Below are 19,397 nucleotides of genomic sequence, written 5' to 3' on the forward strand. Positions count from 1 at the left end.
GAGGCCTGATGGACCCGATGGACCTGGCCACGTGGGCCGGCGGGGCGCTGCTCGTGGTCGGCGCCCTCGGTGCGCTCTACCGGATCGTGCGCGGCCCCTCGCTGCTGGACCGGGCGATCGCCACGGACGTGCTGCTCGTGGTGTTCTCCGGGATGCTCGTCCTGGAGATGGCTGTGCACCGCCACACGCACCACGTGGTCCTCGTGGTGCTGGCCGCCGCCGTCGGCTTCGTCGGCTCGGTGACGGTGGCGCGCTTCGCGGAGGACCGGCGCCCGGACCACTCGCTCGAGGACCAGGCGCGCGTGCCCGGCACCACGGACGTGCCGGGCGGGGAGGAGGACCGATGACCGAGACCGCCACGCTCCTGGACTGGCTGGCCGCGTTCCTGCTCGTGAGCGGCGCCTTCTTCTCCCTGGTGGCCGGCGTGGGCCTGCTCGTGCTGCCGGACCTGCTGGCCCGCATGCACGCCGCCGCCAAGCCGCAGGTCCTCGGCCTGCTGCTCATGCTCGCCGGGCTGGCGATCGAGTGGCGGTCGTGGGTGTGGCTGCCCGTGCTGTTGCTGGCGTGGGTCACCCAGATGGTCACGGCCCCGGTGGCCTCCCACCTGGTGGGCCGCACGGGCTACCGCACCAAGCACGCCCGCCGTGAACTGTTGCACCGGGACGAGCTGGCCGCCGTCGTCCGTCGGGCCGAGCCCCCGGCGGACCCCGGGCCGCGCCGCGCCGGCGCCCGGCCGCGCGGCCGCGGCTGACACCACCCCGCACAGCACGACGGCCGCCGTCCGGATCCCTCCGGGCGGCGGCCGTCGTCGTGGTGGTGGCGGCGGGACGGCTCAGACCTCGTGGTCCACGCGGTGCGCGGTGGACTCGGACACCTTGCGGATCGCGGCGCCGGCGCCGCGCTGGCCGGCGACCTTCAGCAGCGCCGCGACGCCCGCGGAGATGAACGCGAAGGACAGGGCCTCGACGAGGGGCAGCGACTCGTCGGCCGCGTCGTCCGGGGCGCTGTGGCCGGTGACGAGCCGCCAGCCGCCCGCGACCACGCGGGAGCCGACGATGCCGCCGACCAGCGTGATGCCGGCGGACAGGGCCTTCTGGGCGAGCGTGTTCATGGTGCGCCTTCCGTGGTCGGGGATCTCACGTGCGGTTGTGGCCGCGGCCGACGACGCCGGACGGGCCGGTCCCCAGCCTAGCCCGCGGTGGGCACCGGGTCGCCGCTGACGTGTCGGCCGGGGTCGCCGTCGGCGTCCAGATGGGCCTGCAGCATGCCGGTGAGCGCGTGGTCCACGGGGATCTCGACGCCGTCGACGGCGCGCACCGGCAGGACGCCGCGCACCGAGGAGACGAGCCAGACGCCCTCGGCGCCCTTGAGGTCCGCCGGGACGAGCGGGCCGTAGCCGAGCTCCCAGCCCTCCGCGTGGGCGGCCGCGAAGATCACGGCCTGCGACGTGCCGGCGAGGATGCCCTTCTGGCGCAGCGGGGTGAGGAGGCGGCGGACGCCGTCCTCCCCGGTGCGCACGATCAGCACCGTGGAGGTGGGGCCCTCGAGCAGGTAGCCGTCCGCGCTGGTGAAGACGACGTCGTCGGCGCCGTGGGCGCGGGCGTGGCGCAGGGCGGCCATGTTCACGGCGTAGGAGAGGGTCTTCGCGCCGGTGAGCAGCCACGGGGAGCGCTCGGGAGCCTGCGAGTCGATGCCGCGGTCCAGCAGCAGCACCCGCAGCCCCCGCTGCCGTTCCTCGTCCTCGATCGCCGGGGCCGGGCTCAGCAGCGCCCACGCGGTGGACGCGGGCACCGCGCCGGGGGCCGCGTCCGGGCCGCGGGTGACGGTCAGGCGCACGGCGAGGCGGTCCCCGGGCGCGACGTCGTTGGCCTCGGTGAACGCCCGCAGGCCGAGCGCGACGGCGGCCTCCCACGCCGCCGCCTCGGGGGCGGCCAGCTGCAGGGCGGTGGCGGACGCGGCCAGCCGGCCGAGGTGGGCTCCGAGCTTGCGCATGCGCAGGGTCCCGAGGCCGTCGGCGACGGCGAGCGCCGTCTCGAAGATGCCGTCGCCGCGCGTGACCCCCTGGTCCGTGACGCTCAGGTGCGGGACGGCCGGGTCCGCCAGTCGCGGGGCGGGGGCGCCGTTCGCGTCCGTCTCGAGCAGGACGAGGACGGGCGAGCCGGCGGCGGGGGAGAAGGAGGTGGGACGCATCCGCCCAGGATAGACGCCCGCCCCCGGCCGATCGGGGCCGGGGGCGGGCGTCAGGAGGGACGGTCAGGCCCGGTGGGCGCCGCCGTCCGGGGCGGGGCCGGAGGGGTGCCCCGGGGTGTGGGCGCGCTCGAGCTGGGCGCCCTCCACGTCCACGTCCGGCATGATGCGGTCCAGCCACCGGGGCAGCCACCACGCCGCGTCCCCGAGCAGGTGCATCAGGGCCGGCATCAGCAGCAGCCGGACGACGAACGCGTCCAGCAGCACGCCGAAGGCCAGGCCGAAGCCGATCGGGCGGATCATCGCGTCCTCGGCGAAGATGAAGCCGCCGAACACGGAGATCATGATGATCGCCGCGGCCATCACCACCGCGCGGCCCGAGCGCAGGCCGGACAGCACCGCCTGGCGGGCCGGCAGGCCGTGTGCGTAGGCCTCGCGCATGCCGGAGGCGATGAACAGCTGGTAGTCCATGGCCAGGCCGAACAGCACGCCGACCATGATGGTCGGCAGGAAGCTGAGCACCGGCCCCGGGTTGTGGACGCCGAACAGGGCGCCCAGCCAGCCCCACTGGTAGATGGCCACCACCCCGCCCATCGCCGCGAACACCGAGAGCACGAAGCCGCCGGTGGCGATCAGGGGCACCAGGATCGAACGGAACACCAGGATCATGATCAGCAGGGACAGGCCCACCACCACGCCGAGGTAGAGCGGCAGGGCCTCCGCCAGGGTGTCCGAGACGTCGATGAAGCCGCTGGTCACCCCCGCCACGCCCGGGTTCGAGGCGTCGCCGGCCGGGTCCAGGGACCGCAGCTCGCGCACGAGATCCTCCGTGGAGACCGCGTTGGGCCCCTCCTCGGGCAGCACCTGGTACATCGCGACCGTGCGGTCCTCGTTGAAGCCCGCCGGCACCACGGCGTGCGCGTGGTCGAGGGCGGCCAGCTGCTCGCCGACGTCGAGCTGGGCGTCCGTGGCGCGCCCCTCGTCGAGGCCGGTGGGCAGGTCCACGGTGACCACGAGCGGGCCATTGTAGCCCTCGCCGAACTTCTCGGCCGTGAGCTCGTAGGCGAGCTGGGAGTCCGAGCCCTCAGGCTCGGAGCCGCCGTCCGGCAGGCCCAGGCGCATGGACCAGAACGGCACGGCCACGAGGACGAGCAGGGCCACGGAGGCGAGCGCCGTGGCGAGGGCGGTCGGCGTGGACAGCGTGGCGCGGCGGTGGGCGCGGCGCACGGCGTGGGCGCCCTCGCCGACGGCCGGGGAGGTGTCGGCGAGCCGGGCGCGCTCCCGGCGCGAGAGCACGCGCGGGCCGGCCAGGGCCAGCAGGGCCGGGGTCAGGGTGATCGCCACGAGCACGGCGACGGCCACGCAGACCGCGCCCACCGTGCCCATCAGGCCCAGGAAGCCGATGCCGGTGACGTTCAGGGCCGCGAGGGCGATCACCACGGTCACGCCGGCGAACACCACGGCGTTGCCGGAGGTGCCGGTGGCCAGCGCGATCGACTCGTGCAGGCCCGTGCCGCGCCGCAGCTCATGGCGGTGCCGGTTGACGATGAACAGCGCGTAGTCGATGCCCACGGCCAGGCCCAGCATCACCCCGAGCACCGGGGTCACGGAGATCATCTCCACGGCGGAGGAGAACGCGAGCGCCCCGGCGGCGCCCACGCCCACGCCCACCAGCGCGTTGACCAGCGGCAGGCCCGCGCCCACGAGGGTGCCGAGCATGACCACCAGCACGATCGCGGCGACCACGAGGCCCACGACCTCGCCCGGGCCGAGCAGGGAGGGCACGGTGGCGTTGAGCTCCTGGGACGGATGCACCGCCACGCCGTCGATGTCCGCGCCGGTGAGGGCGCCGGTGACCGCCTCCTTGTCCTCGGCGGTCACGTCCAGGGTCGGCGTCGTGAAGGTGACGATCCCGACGGCGGTGCTGCCGTCCTCGGACACGGTGCGGAAGTCCTCCGCGAGGGCCAGGGTGCGCTCGCCGCGTTCGGCCTCGACGCGGCCGTCGTCCAGCTCGGCGCGGCCGTCGGCGAGGTCGGCCTCGGCCTGGTCCAGGCGCTCCGCGCCGGCGGCCAGCTGGGCCCGGCCGTCCTCGAGCTCGGCGACGCCTTGCTCGTACTCGGCCCGGCCCTCGTCGATCTTCTGCTGCTGTGCGTCGAGCTCGGCCTCCGCCGCGTCCAGGGCCTGCTGGCGTCCCGCGGCCACCTGCTCGCGGCCGGCCTCGAGCTCGGCCTCGGACTCCTGCAGCTGCTGCCGGCCGGCGGCGAGGCGGGCGGCGCCGTCGTCGGCCTCGGCTTGGGCCGCCGCGAGCTGTTCGGCGCCCGCGTCGGCCTCGGCCTGGGCGGCCTCCAGCTGGGCGCGGGCGGCGTCTGCCTGGTCCTGACCGGCCGCCAGCTGTGCCTCGCCGGCGGCGAGCTGCGCCTCCTGGTCGGCGAACTGCGCGGCGACCTGCTCCGCCGGGATGCCGGTGGCCTCGGCTTCGGCCAGTGCGGCGTCCCGGGCCTGCTCGAGCTCGGCGCGGCCTGCGGCCAGCTGCTCGGCCTGGGCGTCGAGCTCGGCCTGCCCGGCCTCGAGTTCGGTCCACCGGTCGTCGAGCTCGGCCTGCCCGGCCTCGAGCTCCTGACGCTGTGCGTCGATCTCGGCCTGGCCGGCCTCGAGACGCTCCGCCTGCTCCTCGAGCTCGGCGCGGCCGGCGTCGAGCTGCTCCTGGCCGTCGGCCACCTGCTGCTCGGCCTCCCGGAGCGGGGCCAGGGCGTCGGCCGGCAGGGCCTCCAGGCCGCGCTCCTCGAGGTCGGCGCGCGCGGCGTCGAGCTTGGCCTGCCCCTCCTCCAGCTGGGCGGCGGCCTCGGCGAGGCGCTGCTCGCCCGCGTCGGCCTCGGCCGTGCGCCGCTCGAGCTCGGCCCGGCCGTCCTCGATCTCCTGGCGTCCGTCCGCGAGGCGCTGCTCGCCGTCGGCCAGCTCGGTGCGGCCCTCGTCGAGCCGGGTGCGGGCGTCGTCCTGCTGGGCCTGGGCCTCGAACGGGTCCACGACGCCCTCCACGGCCGACTGCTCGGCGACGTCGTCCAGCAGGGCGGTGATCTGCTCGCGCTGGGCGTCGGTCAGGGGGAGCCGTCCTGGGTGGTGAACACGACCTGGCCCCTGCCGCGGGAGGCCTCGGGGAACTCCTCCTTGAGGCGGTCCGTGACCTGGGCGGTGGGCGTCCCGGGGATGGTGACGGTGGAGGAGAGCGTGCCGCCGAAGGCGAGGAACCCGCCGACGGCGAGGGCCAGGGCGAGCACCCAGGCGAGGATCACGAGGAGGGGGCGGCGGGCGGCGCCGAGGCCGAGACGGTAGAGCAGTGTCGCCATGGGAAGGGGAGGTCTCCGTGCGCTGGGGTGGGACGCGGCCGGACGCGGCGCGCCGCCTCCGATGCTACACCTAAGCGGAGCGAACCGCTCCGGTCCCGGCGCGGGCCCGCCGCCGTCAGGCGGAGGGCAGGCGCAGGATCAGGTCCGCCGCGGCGCGCGGGGCGTGCCGGGCCAGGTAGTCCTCCTCCTGTGCGGCCCAGCGGTCCCAGTGCGGGGCGAAGGTCTCACCGTCCCGGGCCAGCGCCCGCGTGCGCCGCGCGGGGGCCTCGAGCTCGAGCCACACCGCCAGGTCGAGCAGCGGTCGGGCGGCGGTGCTGAGCGCGCCCACGCCCTCGCACACCACGACGTCGGCCGGCGCGGTCCCCCGCGGCGGGCCGGGTGCGGCGCGGTGCCAGTCCCACGTGGTCCAGGTCGCCGTGCCCCGCTCCCGCAGCGCGCGCACGACGGCCGGATAGGGGCCGTCGTCGCCCACCGCCGCGGCCAGCCCGTCCCAGCCCCGGTACATGGACTCGATCTCGATCACCTCGACCCGCGCGAACGGTGCGATTCGGGCCGCGAGCGCGGCGGCGAGGACGGTCTTGCCCGACCCCGAGCGGCCGTCCAGGCCGATGAGCGCCGGTCGGGTCACGGGTCCTCCGGGGCGGGGTCCGTCAGTGCGGCGGTGGCCGCCTCGAGCACCCGCACCGCGGCCCGCAGCTCCGCGGCGGAGAATCCCTCGAGGGCGGCGCTCAGCCGCTGGGACATCGGTTCGAACGCGCGCTGTCCGTCGCGGCGGGCCGTGTCCGTGTGCTCCACCAGCACGCGCCGCCGGTCGTCCTCGTCCCGGCGGCGGCGGACGTGGCCTGCGGCGGCCAGGCGGTCCACGAGGGCGGTGGCCGAGGCCCGGGTGAGGTGCAGGTGGGCGCCGAGGTCCGAGGCCGTGACGGGCTCACCGGCCTCCGCGCGGGCCATCAGGAGCGCGAGGGCTCTGAGGTCCGTGCGGTGCAGGCCGACGCCGCGGCCGGCCTCGTCGACGGCGTGCTCCGCGCTCTCGCTGAAGACGCGCAGCGCGTGGACCACGGCGAGGTGCTCCGCGGGGGCGGAGGGGGGTGCGTGGTCATGGCCGGGAGTCTAGCCAGCCCCCATGGTTGTTTGATCATCGAACCATCCCCTACCCTCGGTGGCATGCCCACCCCGCCTGACCTCTCCGCCTTCCGCACCCCCGCCGCGCCGGGGCGTCCCTCTCGGGGGCTGCGGCTGGGCCTGGCCGCGGCGCTCGCCGTGGTCTGGTTCGCCGTGCTCGGCCTGGGCGGCCCCGTGTTCGGCAGGATCGGTGACGTCTCCTCGAACGACCAGGCCACCTTCCTGCCGGCGTCGGCGGAGTCCACCCGCGCGGGGGAGGAGGCGGCGGCGTTTCAGGACGGCGAGGCCGTGCCCGCCGTCGTCGTGGGCTCGGCGAGCACCGCGGACCCCGCGGCCGCCTTCCCCGCGCTCGCGGACCTCGCGGGCCGGCTGGGCGAGGTGCCGGGCGTGGCCGACGTCGCCGGCCCGATCCCCTCCGACGACGGCGCGGCGGTGCAGTTCCTGGCCTTCGTCGACTCCTCGGCCGGGGCCGAGCGGCCCGTGGCCGACGTGGTGGCCGACCTGCGGGAGGTCGTGGCGGACCCGGCGGGCGCCGACCCCGCCCTCGCCGGCACCGTGGCCGCGGACACCGAGTGGCACGTGGGCGGTCCGGCGGGCCTGGTCGCGGAGCTGGGCGGCGCGTTCGCGGGGATCGACGGGCTGCTGCTGCTCGTGGCGCTCGTGGTGGTGTTCGTGATCCTCGTGGCGGTCTACCGCTCCGTGCTGCTGCCGGTCCTCGTGCTCCTGACGGCCGTGGCCGCGCTCTGCGGCGCGATCGTGGCCGTCTACGGGATGGCCCTGGCGGGCTGGATCCAGCTCAACGGCCAGGCCCAGGGCATCCTCTCGATCCTCGTGATCGGCGCGGCCACCGACTACTGCCTCCTGCTCGTGGCCCGGCACCGCGAGGAGCTGCTGGTCCGGGCGGACGTCGGGGAGGCGCTGCGGGCCGCCGTGCGCGGGTCCTTCGGCGCGATCACCGCGTCCGCCTCGACCGTGGCCCTCGCCCTGCTGATCCTGATGGCCTCGGACCTCAACTCGACGCGTTCCCTCGGCCCCGTGGCCGCCACGGGTGTGGCGTTCGCGTGGCTCGCCGCCCTGACCCTGCTGCCGGCGCTGCTGCGGCTGACCGGGCGTGCCGCCTTCTGGCCCACGATCCCGTCCCCCGAGCGCGCGCGCCGTCGCGCGGAGCGCCGTGCCGCCCGGGGCCGGGCCTTCACCCCGCCGCTCGACGGCGCGGGCCGACCCGTCGCCGGCCTCGAGGAGGACCACGGGGTGTGGACGCGGGTGGGCGCCGTCGTCGCGCGCCGGCCCCGTCTCGTCTGGGTCGCCACGACGGTCGTGCTCCTCGCCCTCTGCGGCGGTCTGCTGCAGCTGCGCGCAGGCGGCGTCGCCCAGGAGGACGTGCTGCTCGGCGACTCCGACGCCCGGCAGGCCCAGGCGCTGCTGAGCGAGCACTTCGACGCCGGCGCGGGCGCCCCCGCCCAGATCCTCGCCCCGGCCGGGGACGCCGAGGCGGTGCTCGCCGCCGTCGCGGAGGACCCCGGCGTGGCCGAGGCGGAGGTCACCGCGGACGCCCCCGGGACCGCCGCGGGCCCGCCCCCGGGCGCGCTCGAGGCGGAGGGCGGGACGGGCGCCGCGTCCGCGCCGGAGCCGCAGCCTCGCGTGGTGGACGGCCGCGTGCTGGTCTCGGCCACCCTGGCGGACCCGGGCGAGTCCCTCGCCGCGCAGCAGACCGTGGCCCGCCTGCGCGACCGGCTCGCGGATCTCCCCACCTCGGGCGAGATCCTCGTGGGCGGCCCGGCGGCCCAGGCGCTGGACACGAACGTCACCACGCAGCGCGACCTGCGGGTCGTCATCCCGCTGATCCTCGCGATGCTGCTGGCCATCCTCGCGGTGCTGCTGCGCTCGCTCCTGGCGCCCGTGCTGCTCGTGGCGGCCACCGTGGTCAGCTTCGGTGCGGCCCTGGGCGTCTCGGCCCTCGTGTTCCGGCACGTGTTCGGCTTCGAGGACGCCGACCCCACCGTGCCGCTGTACGGCTTCGTCTTCCTCGTGGCCCTCGGGATCGACTACACGATCTTCCTGATGACCCGGGCGCGGGAGGAGACGCCGCGGCACGGCACGCGGGCGGGCGTGCTGCGCGCCCTCACCGTCACGGGCGGGGTCATCACCTCGGCCGGCGTCGTGCTGGCGGCCACCTTCGCCGCGCTCGCGGTGATCCCGCTGATGTTCATGGTGCAGCTGGCGTTCATCGTGGCCTTCGGCGTGCTGCTGGACACACTGGTGGTGCGCACGCTGCTGATCCCGGCGCTCGTGCGGGACATCGGCCCGCGCGTCTGGTGGCCGGCGCGGGCCGCCTGAGCCCGGACGGCGACGGAGGGCCCGACCGGCGGTGCAGTCGGGCCCTCCGTGCATGCGGGCGCCTCAGGGGCGCGCGGTCACTTCTTCTTGGACTTCTTCGCGTTCGAGGCCGTGGCCTTCTTGGCATCCGACTTCTTCGAGCGCGCGCCCTGCGGGGCGGGCGCGGCCTGGTCGTCCTTCACCCGGCCCGCGGCGGCGGCCTCCGTGGCCGCGCCCGCGCTGCTCAGGCGGCCGTCGTCCGTGGTCAGGAAGGAGCGCATGAACCACTGGAACAGCTCGAGCTGGGCCACCTGGTCGATGAGGATGTCCTGGGTGACCGGGTCGAGGTCCTCGGTGGCGTCGATCGCGGCCCGGTGGTCCGTCACGACGCCGTCGTAGACGAGGTCCAGCGCGGCCAGGTGCTCCAGGGTCGTCGCGCGGCCCAGCGTGTAGTCGTCCCACGCACGGGCGGCCACGAGCGCGCCCGGGGTGCCGGCGGGGGAGACGCCCAGGGTGGCGATGCGCTCCGCGAGGACGTCCACCATCCCGCGGACCAGCTCGATCTGGGGGTCGAGCATCTCGTGCACGCCGATGAAGCCGGGGCCCACCACGTTCCAGTGGGCGTGCTTCAGGGTGAGCTGCAGGTCGTTGAGGGCGTGCAGGCGACCCTGGAGGATCTCGGCGGTGCGGCGGCCCGTGCTCAGGGACAGGCCCGGGACGGTGTACTCGGCGGCGTTCTGCTCGGCCATGGTGGTGCTCCTTCTCTGTCGGGACGGGCGCGCCGTCGGCGACGCCCCGTGATCTGCCATCCAACCGCGCGAGACCCCCGCGCTTCCAGGGCCGGGCGCCTGCACCGGGACGGATCAGGGATGGACCCGGGGCCCGGGAATGGATCGCGGACGGCCCGCGTTGACCCCCGCAGAAGCAGAAGTGAGTGAAGTCGACTCAGGTTCACTTGACAGTCCACCACCCCGGTGGCAACCTGAGTCATGAAGGCTCAAGTCCCTGCGGCGCCGGCGCCCCCGGCCCGCGGGTCCGGCCCCCGCTTCACCGTCAGACAGGAAGGACCCCACCATGTCCCGTGCAGTCGGCATCGACCTCGGCACCACCAACTCCGTCGTCGCCGTCCTCGAGGGTGGCGACCCGGTCGTCATCGCGAACGCCGAGGGCGCCCGCACCACCCCGTCCGTCGTCGCGTTCTCCAAGGGCGGGGACGTCCTGGTCGGCGAGGTCGCCAAGCGCCAGGCCGTCAACAACCCGGAGCGCACCTTCGCGTCCATCAAGCGCCACATGGGCACCGACTGGACCACCGAGGTGGACGGCAAGAAGTACACCCCGCAGGAGATCTCGGCCCGCACGCTGATGAAGCTCAAGCACGACGCCGAGGAGTACCTGGGCGAGAAGGTCACCGACGCGGTGATCACCGTGCCCGCCTACTTCAACGACGCCGAGCGCCAGGCCACCAAGGAGGCCGGCGAGATCGCGGGCCTGAACGTCAAGCGCATCATCAACGAGCCCACCGCGGCCGCCCTGGCCTACGGCCTGGAGAAGGGCAAGGAGGACGAGCTCATCCTGGTCTTCGACCTGGGCGGCGGCACCTTCGACGTGTCCCTGCTCGAGGTCGCCAAGGACGAGGACGACTTCGCCACCATCCAGGTGCGCGCCACCGCAGGCGACAACCGCCTTGGCGGCGACGACTGGGACCAGCGGATCGTGGACTGGCTGCTCCAGCAGGCCAAGTCCAAGGGCGCGGACCTGTCCAAGGACAAGATCGCCCTGCAGCGCCTGAAGGAGGCCGCGGAGCAGGCCAAGAAGGAGCTCTCCTCGGCCACCTCCACCAACATCTCGCTGCAGTACCTGTCCGTGACCCCCGAGGGCCCGGTGCACCTGGACGAGCACCTCTCCCGCGCCAAGTTCCAGGACCTCACCAAGGACCTGCTCGAGCGCACCCGCAAGCCGTTCGAGGACGTCATCAAGGAGGCCGGCGTCAAGGTCTCCGACATCGACCACGTGGTCCTCGTCGGCGGCTCGACCCGCATGCCCGCCGTCTCCGACCTGGTGAAGGAGCTGACCGGCGGCAAGGAGCCCAACAAGAGCGTGAACCCGGACGAGGTCGTCGCCATCGGCGCCGCGGTGCAGGCCGGCGTGCTCGCCGGCGAGCGCAAGGACGTGCTCCTGATCGACGTGACCCCGCTGTCGCTGGGCATCGAGACCAAGGGCGGCGTGATGGCCAAGCTCATCGAGCGCAACACGGCCATCCCGACCAAGCGCTCCGAGACGTTCACCACGGCCGAGGACAACCAGCCCTCCGTGTCCATCCAGGTCTTCCAGGGCGAGCGCGAGTTCACCCGGGACAACAAGGCGCTGGGCACCTTCGAGCTGACCGGCATCGCCCCGGCCCCGCGCGGCATGCCCCAGATCGAGGTCACCTTCGACATCGACGCGAACGGCATCGTGCACGTCTCCGCGAAGGACAAGGGCACCGGCACCGAGCAGTCGATGACCATCACGGGCGGCTCCTCGCTGTCCAAGGAGGACATCGACCGCATGGTCAAGGACGCCGAGGCTCACGCCGACGAGGACAGGAAGCGCCGTGAGGCCGCCGACCGCCGCAACCAGGCGGAGCAGTCCGCGTACTCCGTGGACAAGCTCCTGCAGGACAACGCGGACAAGCTGCCCGAGGACGTCAAGACCGAGGTGCAGGCCGACGTCGACGCTCTGAAGGCCGCCCTGGAGAAGCAGGACAACGACGACGAGGTCGCCGCCGCGTTCGAGAAGCTCCAGGCCTCCCAGGTCAAGATCGGCGAGGCCCTCTACGCCCAGCAGGGCGCGGAGTCGGCCGACGCCGGCGCCGAGTCCGCCGCCCCGCAGGGCGACGACGAGGACATCGTCGACGCCGAGGTGGTCGACGAGGACGACGAGAAGAAGGCCTGACACCCCGGTGCCGGGGCGGGCGTCCACGCCCGCCCCGCCCGGAGGCCCACGACGCCGGCGGGCCGGCCCGGCAGCGCCCCTGCCAGGCCGGCCCGCCGGCCTTCCCGCACCACCCCCCGCGCGGCGGACCCGCCGCGCCCACCCGCTTCGAAAGGACACACCATGAGCGCCGACCAGCAGCGTCCGCACGGCTCCTCCGACGCCGAGCGCGGCTCCGAGGAGGAGCCCATCGTGTTCAACGACCGTCGCCGCATCGACCCCGAGACCGGTGAGCCCCGCGTCTCCGCCGAGAGCGCGGCCGAGCAGGCCGAGGACGGCGACGCCCTCGCCCAGGCCGAGCGCATCCTCGACGAGGCCGGGGCCGAGGCGCCGCAGCCCGCGGCCTCGGACCGCGAGGCCGAGCTCGAGACCGACCTGCGCCGTCTGCAGGCCGAGTACGTGAACTACAAGCGCCGCGTGGACCGCGACCGCGACCTGGCCAGGGACGCCGGCGTGCTCAAGGCCGTCACCGCGCTGCTGCCGGTGCTCGACGACATCGACGCCGCCCGCGCCGCCGGCGACCTGACGGACGGTCCGTTCGCCGCCATCGCGACCAAGCTCGACACCGCCCTGGCCGGCCTCGGCCTCGAGCGTCACGACCAGGAGGCCCTGGCTGGCGTCGAGTTCGACCCGGCCGTGCACGAGGCCGTGATGCGCCAGCCGCACGCAGAGGTGCCCGCGGACCACGTGGTCCAGGTCTTCCGCAACGGCTACCTCCGGGACGGCCGCGTGCTGCGCGCCGCCCAGGTGATGGTCTCCGCCGGAGACGAGTGACCCCGTCGGCCGGCGGCCCACCCCGCCGCCGGCCGACCCCCTGACCGATACACACGAGAGGAGGCACCATGGCCTCGCAGGATTGGATGGACAAGGACTTCTACGCGACCCTGGGGGTGTCCAAGGACGCCTCCGATGCGGATGTGAAGAAGGCCTACCGCAAGCTCGCCCGCACCCACCACCCGGACCAGAACCCCGGGGATGAGGCGGCCGAGAAGAAGTTCAAGGAGATCTCGGAGGCGTACGCCGTCCTGAGCGACCCCCAGGAGCGCCAGGAGTACGACGCGATCCGCGCGATGGGCGGCGGCGCCCGGTTCTCCGCCCCGGGCGGTGCCGACGGCGGCGGCTTCGAGGACGTCTTCGGCGGCATGTTCGGCGGCGGGGGCGGCCCCCGCACCACGCAGTCCGGGCCCGACCTGTCGGACCTGTTCAGCGGGATGTTCGGCGGCGCCGCAGGCCAGACCGGCGGCTTCGGCCCCGGCGGCTTCGGCGACGCCGGCTACGCGCGGCCGCGCCCCACGAAGGGCGCGGACCGCACCGCCACCACCACGATCTCCTTCCGCGGCTCGATCCAGGGCACCACGGTGTCCCTGCGCGCCCCGGACGGCGAGACGATCGAGGTGAAGATCCCGAAGGGCATCCGTGACGGCCAGAAGGTCCGTGCCCGCGGCAAGGGCGCGCCCGGTGCGGCCGGCCGCGGCGACCTGCTGGTCACCGTGCGCGTGCGCGAGCACGAGTTCTTCCACCGGGACGGGGACGACCTGCGCATCACCGTGCCCGTCACCTTCCCCGAGGCCGCCCTCGGCGCCACGATCGAGGTGCCCACGCTGGAGCGCCCCGTGAAGGTGAAGGTGCCGGCGGGCTCCCAGTCCGGCCGCGTGCTGCGCCTGAAGGGCCGCGGTGTCGAGCGCGGGAACAGGACGGGTGACCTGCTCGTGGAGCTGCGCGTCACCGTGCCCACCGAGCTCAACGACGACGCCCGCGCCGCCGTCGAGGCCCTGCAGTCCGCCCTGGCCGGCGACGATCCGCGGCGGGAGCTGGCCCGGAAGGCCGCCTGGTGAGCGCCCGCGACGGCGCCGCCCGCGCGGACCGCGGCCGCGAGCGGGGTCCTGACCGGAACGCCCCCGTCTTCGTGATCTCCGTGGCCGCCGAGATGGCGGGCATGCACCCGCAGACCCTGCGCCAGTACGACCGGCTCGGCCTCGTGGTCCCCGCCCGCCAGGGCGGACGGCACCGCCGCTACTCCCTGGCCGACGTCGAGCGGCTCCAGACCGTGCAGGCCCTGAGCGGCGAGGGCATCTCGCTGGAGGGCATCCGCCGCGTGATCGCGCTGCAGCGCGAGGTCGAGCAGCTGCAGGACACCGTGGTCGAACTGTCGGCCCAGGTGGACCGCCTCCACCACGCCTCCCGCCTGGCCCGCGTCTTCACCGTGGGCTCCGGCGGCGACGTCTCGGCCCGGTACGCCGACCGGATGGCCGCCCGCCGCCAGGCCGCGGCACGGAGCGAGGCCGACGCCGCGGGCCAGGCCTCCCCGGGTGTCCTGCGGACGCTGCCCTCCGGCGTCGCGGTCCCCCGACGGGTGCTCACGTGGCAGCCCGAGCAGGACTGAGCCGGGCGTCGTTCGGGGCGGCCGCACGGTCCCGCGTCCGGGAGCGGCTGCGCGCCGACATGGCCCGGCGCGACGGCCTGGGCCGGCGGGCCCGCAGCGCCCTGGACGGGATCGTCCACGCCCTCAAGCCGGAGGGCATGGACCCGCAGCTGCCCGCCCGGCATCTGCTGGACTACGTCCTCGACGGACCGGACGGTCCGCGCGCCGTGGTCGCCGCGGGGGACCCCGCGACCGCCACCCACCTGACCTGGCTCGTCTCCGGCATGGGCATCCGCCCCCAGACGGCCATGTGGGGGACGGCCCGGGAGGCCGCCCACCTCGCCGCCGCCCAGCGTGCCGCCGGCGCACCCCGTCCCGTCGTCATCGCGTGGCTCGGCTACCCCGCGCCCTCGCCCTGGCGGGTGGTGCTCGACGGCCCCGGCCGGCGCGGCGGCGCGATGCTCGCCGCGGATGTGCGGGCCTGGTGGGAGTTCCTGCGCCACGGGCCGGGGGAGGACGACGACGCCGCCCCGGCCCTGCGCGCCCGCGGGACCGCCGTGCACGGGGCCGTGGAGGCCCACTCGTACGGCTCGCTCGTGGCCGCGCACGCCCTGCGCCTGCTCGCGGACCGGGGCCTGCAGCCCGACGACGCCGAGGCCCCGTGGCCGGCCGAGCGTCCCGTCGAGGCCCTCGTGGTCTCGGGCGCGGTCGGGCTGCCCGCCGCCCTGGCAGCCCGGGCCGCGCACCTCGGCCTGCGGTCCGGACGGGTGTTCCGCGCCCTGGCCCCGGGCGACCTCCTCGCCCGGGTCGGCCGTGCGGTGGGCCGTCGTCGGGACTGGACGGACGCCGCCGTGCTGCCGGTGGCCCCGCGGCCCGGCCTGGCGGGGGCCGCCGTCCGCGGCCACCACACGGCCCGCTGGTCGCCGACGGCCCCCGGGGACGCCCCGAGGGGCTACCGGGACGCCGGGTCTGTGACGCTCGCGGCGACCGCGCGGGTGACGGCCGGCCTGCCGCTGCCGCCCGTCCCGGACGGTGCCGACCCGGCCGGGCCGGTCGCCCCGGCCTGAGCCATCCCGTCGGGCCCCGTGCTCAGCGGCGGCGGTACGCCAGGTCGAACACGAGACGCCCGGCCCGCTGGGACTTCGCCTCGAAGCTCGTGATCGGTCGACCCTCGAACCGGGGCGCCCAGCCGCCCTCGTGGTCCACGGGGTCCGCGGCCGCCGCGCCGGCCCGCGCCTCACCCAGGCCGGCCCGCAGCGGCCGCTCCTCCTCGGCCGCGCGCTCCCAGCCCGCGGGCAGCGGCTGGGCACCCACCTCGGTCTCCCTGCCCTCGCGGCGCACCCGCGTGAGCGGGGAGTCCTCGCCCGCGGCGCGCCCGGGGAAGAGGTTCTCGAACTTCGGGTGCGCCTCGAGCACCTCGCGCATCTGCACGGCGTAGCCCGACCAGTCCGTCGCCAGCCGCAGCACCCCGCCGGGGGCGAGCACTCGCGCCACGCGGTCCGCGAAGGCGGGGGAGACCAGGCGGCGCTTGTGGTGCCGCTTCTTGTGCCACGGGTCCGGGAAGAACACCCACACCTCGGACACGGAGCCGGGCGTGAGCAGGGCGTCCAGCAGCTCGGGGGCGTTGGCCTCCACGGCGCGGACGTTCTCCAGGCCCTGCTGCTCCACGCGCGTCATGAGCGCGGCCAGGCCGGGCACGTAGACCTCGACGGCGAGCACGTTCCAGTCCGGCCGGTCGGCGGCGGCCTGCGCCGTGGACTCGCCCAGCCCCGAGCCGATGTCGACCAGCAGGGGGCCTCGCGGCCGAACACCCCCGCCCAGTCCAGTCGGGCCTGGGCGTCCACCGAGGTGGCGCCGCGGCCGCGGGGCACGTCCACGAGGACCCGCTCCGCCTGGCGGTCCCACACGGCCTGCCGCCCCGCGTTCAGGCGCGCACCGCGCCGGACGAAGGAGACCGGCTCCCGTCGGACGAGGGCGGGGTCCTTGTCCCGATTGTGGTCGTGCGCGTGGACGCGCTCGGCGGGCGGCGGGACGGCGTCGGGGCCGGGTGCGTCCGGGCGGGGGCGGGGGAGGTGCTCAGTCATCGCCCCGATCCTGCCACGGCCGTGCGTCGACGGCGCAGACCGCGGTCGACGACGGCGCCCGGCGCCGGGGTCAGGGGGTGCCGCTGGAGCGGTCTCCCGACGTGGACGACGCGGGCGCCGAGGCCGTCGTGGCGGTCGGCTCGGGCGCGGACTCGGTCGGGTCCGGCGCGGGGTCCGTGGCCGGCGCGCTCGTGGACGGACCGGACGGGCTCGGGGACGTGGGGGTCGGCGTCGCGGAGGTCGGCGTCGGGTCGGGGGTGCTCGGCGTCGGACTGCCGGATCCCGTGCCCGACGGCGAGGACGAGGTGGGGGAGACGTCGGGGAGGACGACGTGGGGGGAGACGTCGGGGAGGACGGCGTGGCCGAGCGGGTGGGCGCGGGGGTCGAGGAGGACGGGGCCGTGCTGCTCGGCACCGGAGTGGTCGCGCTGGGCGTCGGGGCCGCCGTGTCGGCGGGCGCGGACGGGGGCGGCACGGGTGCGCCGGTGGCCTCCTCCGTCCACGAGGACGTCTCGGGCTCCGGCTCGGGGGCGGGCTCCGGCTGCTGCTCCTCGGGGGTCGGGGTGGAGCGGTCCGGCAGACGCAGGTCGGCGGGGGCGGAGGCGGCGTCCGCGGCGACGTGGCCCAGGTCGGACAGCCAGGGGGCTGCCGTGTCCCGGGGGATCCGCACCGTCAGCACACCCGCGGCGGCCGGCGCCATGGACGCCTGGTCCGCCTCGAGCATCAGGCTGCCGTCCGGGAGGAAGACCACCGCGTCCCAGACGCGACGGTTCTCCACCTGCTCCGGCGCGTCGACCGCCGAGTCCAGGCGCGAGCCGATCACGTCCGGGTCGTTGGCCATGCGCTGGCGCACCTCGGCGCGGAACGCGTCCCAGCCGTCGGGGGTGAAGAGATCGGCGGTCTCGAGCACGCGGTCCTCGCGGGCCGAGTACCAGATCACGTGCGAGGTGGACACGGAGTCCGTGCCGCGCCGTTCCGTGGCGAGCAGGCGGGCCGCGGCGATGTCCTCGGCCACGACGGCGAGCTGCGGCTGGATCTCCAGGCGCGGGTCCGCGCTGGGGTCGGTGTCCCGGCGGTACTGGTCGATCTGGGCGCGCACGGCCCCGGCCATGGCCTCCGACCAGGCCGGCGCCCCGGGCACCTGCAGCCACGCCCCGTGGTGGTCCGGGTCCTCGCCCTCGAGCACGGCGACGCTCGCCTCCGGCACCCTCGCGAGGTCGTGCGAGGGGACCTCGACCGTGAACGGGGCCATGTCCATGGACGGCAGGGCGGAGGCCGCCGTCGTGTCGGGCGCAGGCTCGGGCTGCGGCTCGGTGCGAGCACAGGCGCTCAGCGCCACCAGGGCGACGGCGGCCAGGCCGAGGGTCGCGCGGCCACGGCGGGGGAAGGCAGGACGGGACGCATGCGATTCACTTCCGGTGGTCGGAGGACTCCAGGATGGCCTCGACGCGGGCGGCCATCTCATCCGCGGTCGGCGGGCGCCAGTCCGGGTCGTTCCGGCGGCGGGCGTCGCGGCGCAGGCGCAGGACCACCCAGGTCGCGAGGAAGGCCAGGATCAGGACCAGGACGATGTTGGAGAAGACGTCCGCGTACTCGGAGATGACGTGGAACCGCTCCCCGAGCGCGTAGCCGCCGTAGACGAAGATCGCGTTCCAGATGAGGGAGCCCAGCGCCGTGAACAGGGTGAACTTCGCGAGGTTCATCCGCTCGATGCCCGCGGGGATGGAGATCAGGGAACGGAACACGGGGACCATGCGGCCCAGGAACACGGTCCAGTAGCCGTAGCGGATGAACCAGCGCTCGGTCTTGGCCACGTCCTCCATGTCCACCAGCGGCATGCGGTCCGCGATGCGGTACATGCGGCGGCGGCCGAGCCACGCGCCGATGCCGTAGAGGGCCAGTGCGCCGACGATCGAGCCGACCGTCGCCCAGACCAGCGCGGCATGCGGGCTGAAGGCGCCGCCGGCCGCGGTGAAGCCGGCCAGGGGCAGGATCACCTCGGACGGGATGGGCGGGAAGATGTTCTCCGCGAAGACGGCCAGGCCGACGCCGATCGGGCCGACCGCCTCCATGATGTCCACGACGATGTTGCCGAGCCAGCCGTAGTCGGTGGGCGCGGCGGCGGCCACGGTCAGGGGTGTGACGAGGGGGAGCATGCGCCCCATTGTCCATCATCGACCGCCTCCGCGACGTGGTGGAGGCGCCGACGTCGTCCGCTCTGCGCGCACAGTCGCGCCTCCGGGCGGGCGGGAGCGGGCTGCCGTTGGTAGTGTCAGAGGTGCTGACCGCTCACCGACCGTTCGCGCCACACTCCACTCCACGTGCGTGCCGCGGGCCCTACTGGAAGGAAGACTCCATGAGCATCGTCCAGATTCCGCTGCGCCTGGCCTCCGGCGCGTTCATCCTGAACTCCGGCCTGAACAAGCGCGGCATCTCCGCGGAGCAGGCCCAGGGCCTGCGCGACATGGGCGCCCGCGGCCTGCCCGCGCTGGCCAACCTGTCGCCGGAGCAGTTCAAGAAGTTCCTCGTGGGCACCGAGATCGGCGTGGGCTCGGCCCTGCTGGCCCCGTTCGTCCCGGGCTGGCTCGCCGGCTCCGCCCTGACCGCGTTCTCCGGCGGCCTGTTCTCCATGTACCTGAACACCCCGGAGATGACCGAGGCGGACGGCGTGCGTCCGTCCCAGGAGGGCACCGGCGTCGCCAAGGACATCTTCCTGGTCGGCTCCGGCCTGGCCATCACCGCCGACTCCGTGGCCAACCGCCCCGGCAAGCGCCGCAAGGCCGCCAAGAAGCGCGCCGCCCGCATCGAGGGCGCCCGCGATGCCAAGGTGCAGGCCATCCGCGACGCCCAGGACGAGAAGGTCGCCGCGATCCACGCCGCCCGTGAGGAGCAGGTCGCCGCGCTGCGCGAGGCCCGTGACGAGCTGAAGAAGCTGCGCAAGAAGGCCTGACGCCTCCGCCGCACGCGTGAGGGGCCCCGCCCGGACCATGGTCCGGGCGGGGCCCCTCAC

General features: G+C 75.4%; 17 protein-coding genes and 1 pseudogene. 9 read left to right on the forward strand and 9 right to left on the reverse strand.

Annotated features, from left to right (window positions below; translation table 11 throughout):
* The first annotated feature begins 8 nt into the window (after nt 1-8).
* Complete coding sequence (locus POD19_RS05345; RefSeq protein WP_002858379.1) at nt 9-347, forward strand: monovalent cation/H+ antiporter complex subunit F; 339 nt, start codon at nt 9-11, stop codon at nt 345-347.
* On the forward strand, nt 344-751 hold the full coding sequence (gene mnhG / locus POD19_RS05350; RefSeq protein ID WP_002858380.1) for a monovalent cation/H(+) antiporter subunit G: 408 nt from the start codon (nt 344-346) through the stop codon (nt 749-751). The genes POD19_RS05345 and mnhG overlap by 4 nt, the downstream gene beginning before the upstream one ends.
* A gap of 81 nt (nt 752-832) precedes the next feature.
* Here mnhG and POD19_RS05355 read toward each other — a convergent pair whose 3' ends face one another.
* The 6 genes from POD19_RS05355 to POD19_RS05380 all read right to left on the reverse strand — a co-directional run bounded on the left by POD19_RS05355 (nt 833) and on the right by POD19_RS05380 (nt 6,590).
* Nucleotides 833-1,111 (reverse strand): DUF4235 domain-containing protein, encoded by a 279-nt coding sequence (locus tag POD19_RS05355; protein ID WP_002858382.1) that lies wholly within the window; start codon nt 1,109-1,111, stop codon nt 833-835.
* Nucleotides 1,112-1,188: 77 nt separating this feature from the next.
* Nucleotides 1,189-2,190: an aminotransferase class IV gene (locus POD19_RS05360; protein ID WP_002858384.1), complete on the reverse strand. Its 1,002-nt coding sequence runs from the start codon at nt 2,188-2,190 to the stop codon at nt 1,189-1,191.
* Between the two features lie 63 nt (nt 2,191-2,253).
* Entirely contained in the window at nt 2,254-5,211 is a 2,958-nt protein-coding gene (locus tag POD19_RS05365; protein ID WP_340309360.1) for an MMPL family transporter, read from the reverse strand.
* A gap of 71 nt (nt 5,212-5,282) precedes the next feature.
* A complete protein-coding gene (locus POD19_RS05370; protein WP_340309361.1) occupies nt 5,283-5,531 on the reverse strand; it encodes a hypothetical protein in 249 nt (82 codons plus the stop codon).
* A 115-nt stretch (nt 5,532-5,646) separates the two neighbouring features.
* A complete protein-coding gene (locus POD19_RS05375; RefSeq protein ID WP_065572497.1) occupies nt 5,647-6,159 on the reverse strand; it encodes a hypothetical protein in 513 nt (170 codons plus the stop codon).
* Nucleotides 6,156-6,590, reverse strand: a complete 435-nt coding sequence (locus tag POD19_RS05380; RefSeq protein WP_340309362.1) for a MarR family winged helix-turn-helix transcriptional regulator — start codon at nt 6,588-6,590, stop codon at nt 6,156-6,158. The genes POD19_RS05375 and POD19_RS05380 overlap by 4 nt, the downstream gene beginning before the upstream one ends.
* Nucleotides 6,591-6,695: 105 nt before the next feature.
* Here POD19_RS05380 and POD19_RS05385 point away from each other — a divergent pair, with 105 nt between their 5' ends.
* Entirely contained in the window at nt 6,696-8,990 is a 2,295-nt protein-coding gene (locus POD19_RS05385; protein WP_340309363.1) for an MMPL family transporter, read from the forward strand.
* A gap of 77 nt (nt 8,991-9,067) precedes the next feature.
* Here POD19_RS05385 and POD19_RS05390 read toward each other — a convergent pair whose 3' ends face one another.
* Entirely contained in the window at nt 9,068-9,718 is a 651-nt protein-coding gene (locus POD19_RS05390; protein ID WP_144818525.1) for a Dps family protein, read from the reverse strand.
* Nucleotides 9,719-10,043: 325 nt separating this feature from the next.
* On the opposite strand from POD19_RS05390, the gene dnaK reads away from it, so the two are divergent.
* The 5 genes from dnaK to POD19_RS05415 all read left to right on the forward strand — a co-directional run bounded on the left by dnaK (nt 10,044) and on the right by POD19_RS05415 (nt 15,371).
* Nucleotides 10,044-11,903, forward strand: a complete 1,860-nt coding sequence (dnaK, locus tag POD19_RS05395) for a molecular chaperone DnaK (RefSeq protein WP_065572494.1) — start codon at nt 10,044-10,046, stop codon at nt 11,901-11,903.
* A 162-nt stretch (nt 11,904-12,065) separates the two neighbouring features.
* Nucleotides 12,066-12,716: a nucleotide exchange factor GrpE gene (locus POD19_RS05400; RefSeq protein ID WP_044658850.1), complete on the forward strand. Its 651-nt coding sequence runs from the start codon at nt 12,066-12,068 to the stop codon at nt 12,714-12,716.
* A gap of 68 nt (nt 12,717-12,784) precedes the next feature.
* Entirely contained in the window at nt 12,785-13,777 is a 993-nt protein-coding gene (locus POD19_RS05405) for a DnaJ C-terminal domain-containing protein (RefSeq protein WP_044658851.1), read from the forward strand.
* Complete coding sequence (locus tag POD19_RS05410; protein ID WP_049159924.1) at nt 13,774-14,325, forward strand: heat shock protein transcriptional repressor HspR; 552 nt, start codon at nt 13,774-13,776, stop codon at nt 14,323-14,325. The genes POD19_RS05405 and POD19_RS05410 overlap by 4 nt, the downstream gene beginning before the upstream one ends.
* On the forward strand, nt 14,304-15,371 hold the full coding sequence (locus POD19_RS05415; protein ID WP_235281231.1) for an alpha/beta hydrolase: 1,068 nt from the start codon (nt 14,304-14,306) through the stop codon (nt 15,369-15,371). The genes POD19_RS05410 and POD19_RS05415 overlap by 22 nt, the downstream gene beginning before the upstream one ends.
* Nucleotides 15,372-15,393: 22 nt before the next feature.
* Here the strand turns inward: POD19_RS05415 and trmB are convergent.
* Together trmB and POD19_RS05425 are read right to left on the reverse strand one after the other, a co-directional pair.
* Nucleotides 15,394-16,388 (reverse strand): annotated as a pseudogene (trmB, locus tag POD19_RS05420) (tRNA (guanosine(46)-N7)-methyltransferase TrmB).
* Between the two features lie 1,408 nt (nt 16,389-17,796).
* Nucleotides 17,797-18,543 (reverse strand): DedA family protein, encoded by a 747-nt coding sequence (locus POD19_RS05425; RefSeq protein WP_049159928.1) that lies wholly within the window; start codon nt 18,541-18,543, stop codon nt 17,797-17,799.
* A 200-nt stretch (nt 18,544-18,743) separates the two neighbouring features.
* On the opposite strand from POD19_RS05425, the gene POD19_RS05430 reads away from it, so the two are divergent.
* Nucleotides 18,744-19,337, forward strand: coding sequence for a hypothetical protein (locus tag POD19_RS05430; RefSeq protein ID WP_002853955.1), 594 nt, complete (start codon nt 18,744-18,746; stop codon nt 19,335-19,337).
* Nucleotides 19,338-19,397 lie beyond the last annotated feature (60 nt).

The sequence above is a fragment of the Micrococcus sp. GPGPB33 genome, assembly GCF_037853785.1.
Taxonomy (GTDB): Bacteria; Actinomycetota; Actinomycetes; order Actinomycetales; family Micrococcaceae; genus Micrococcus; species Micrococcus luteus.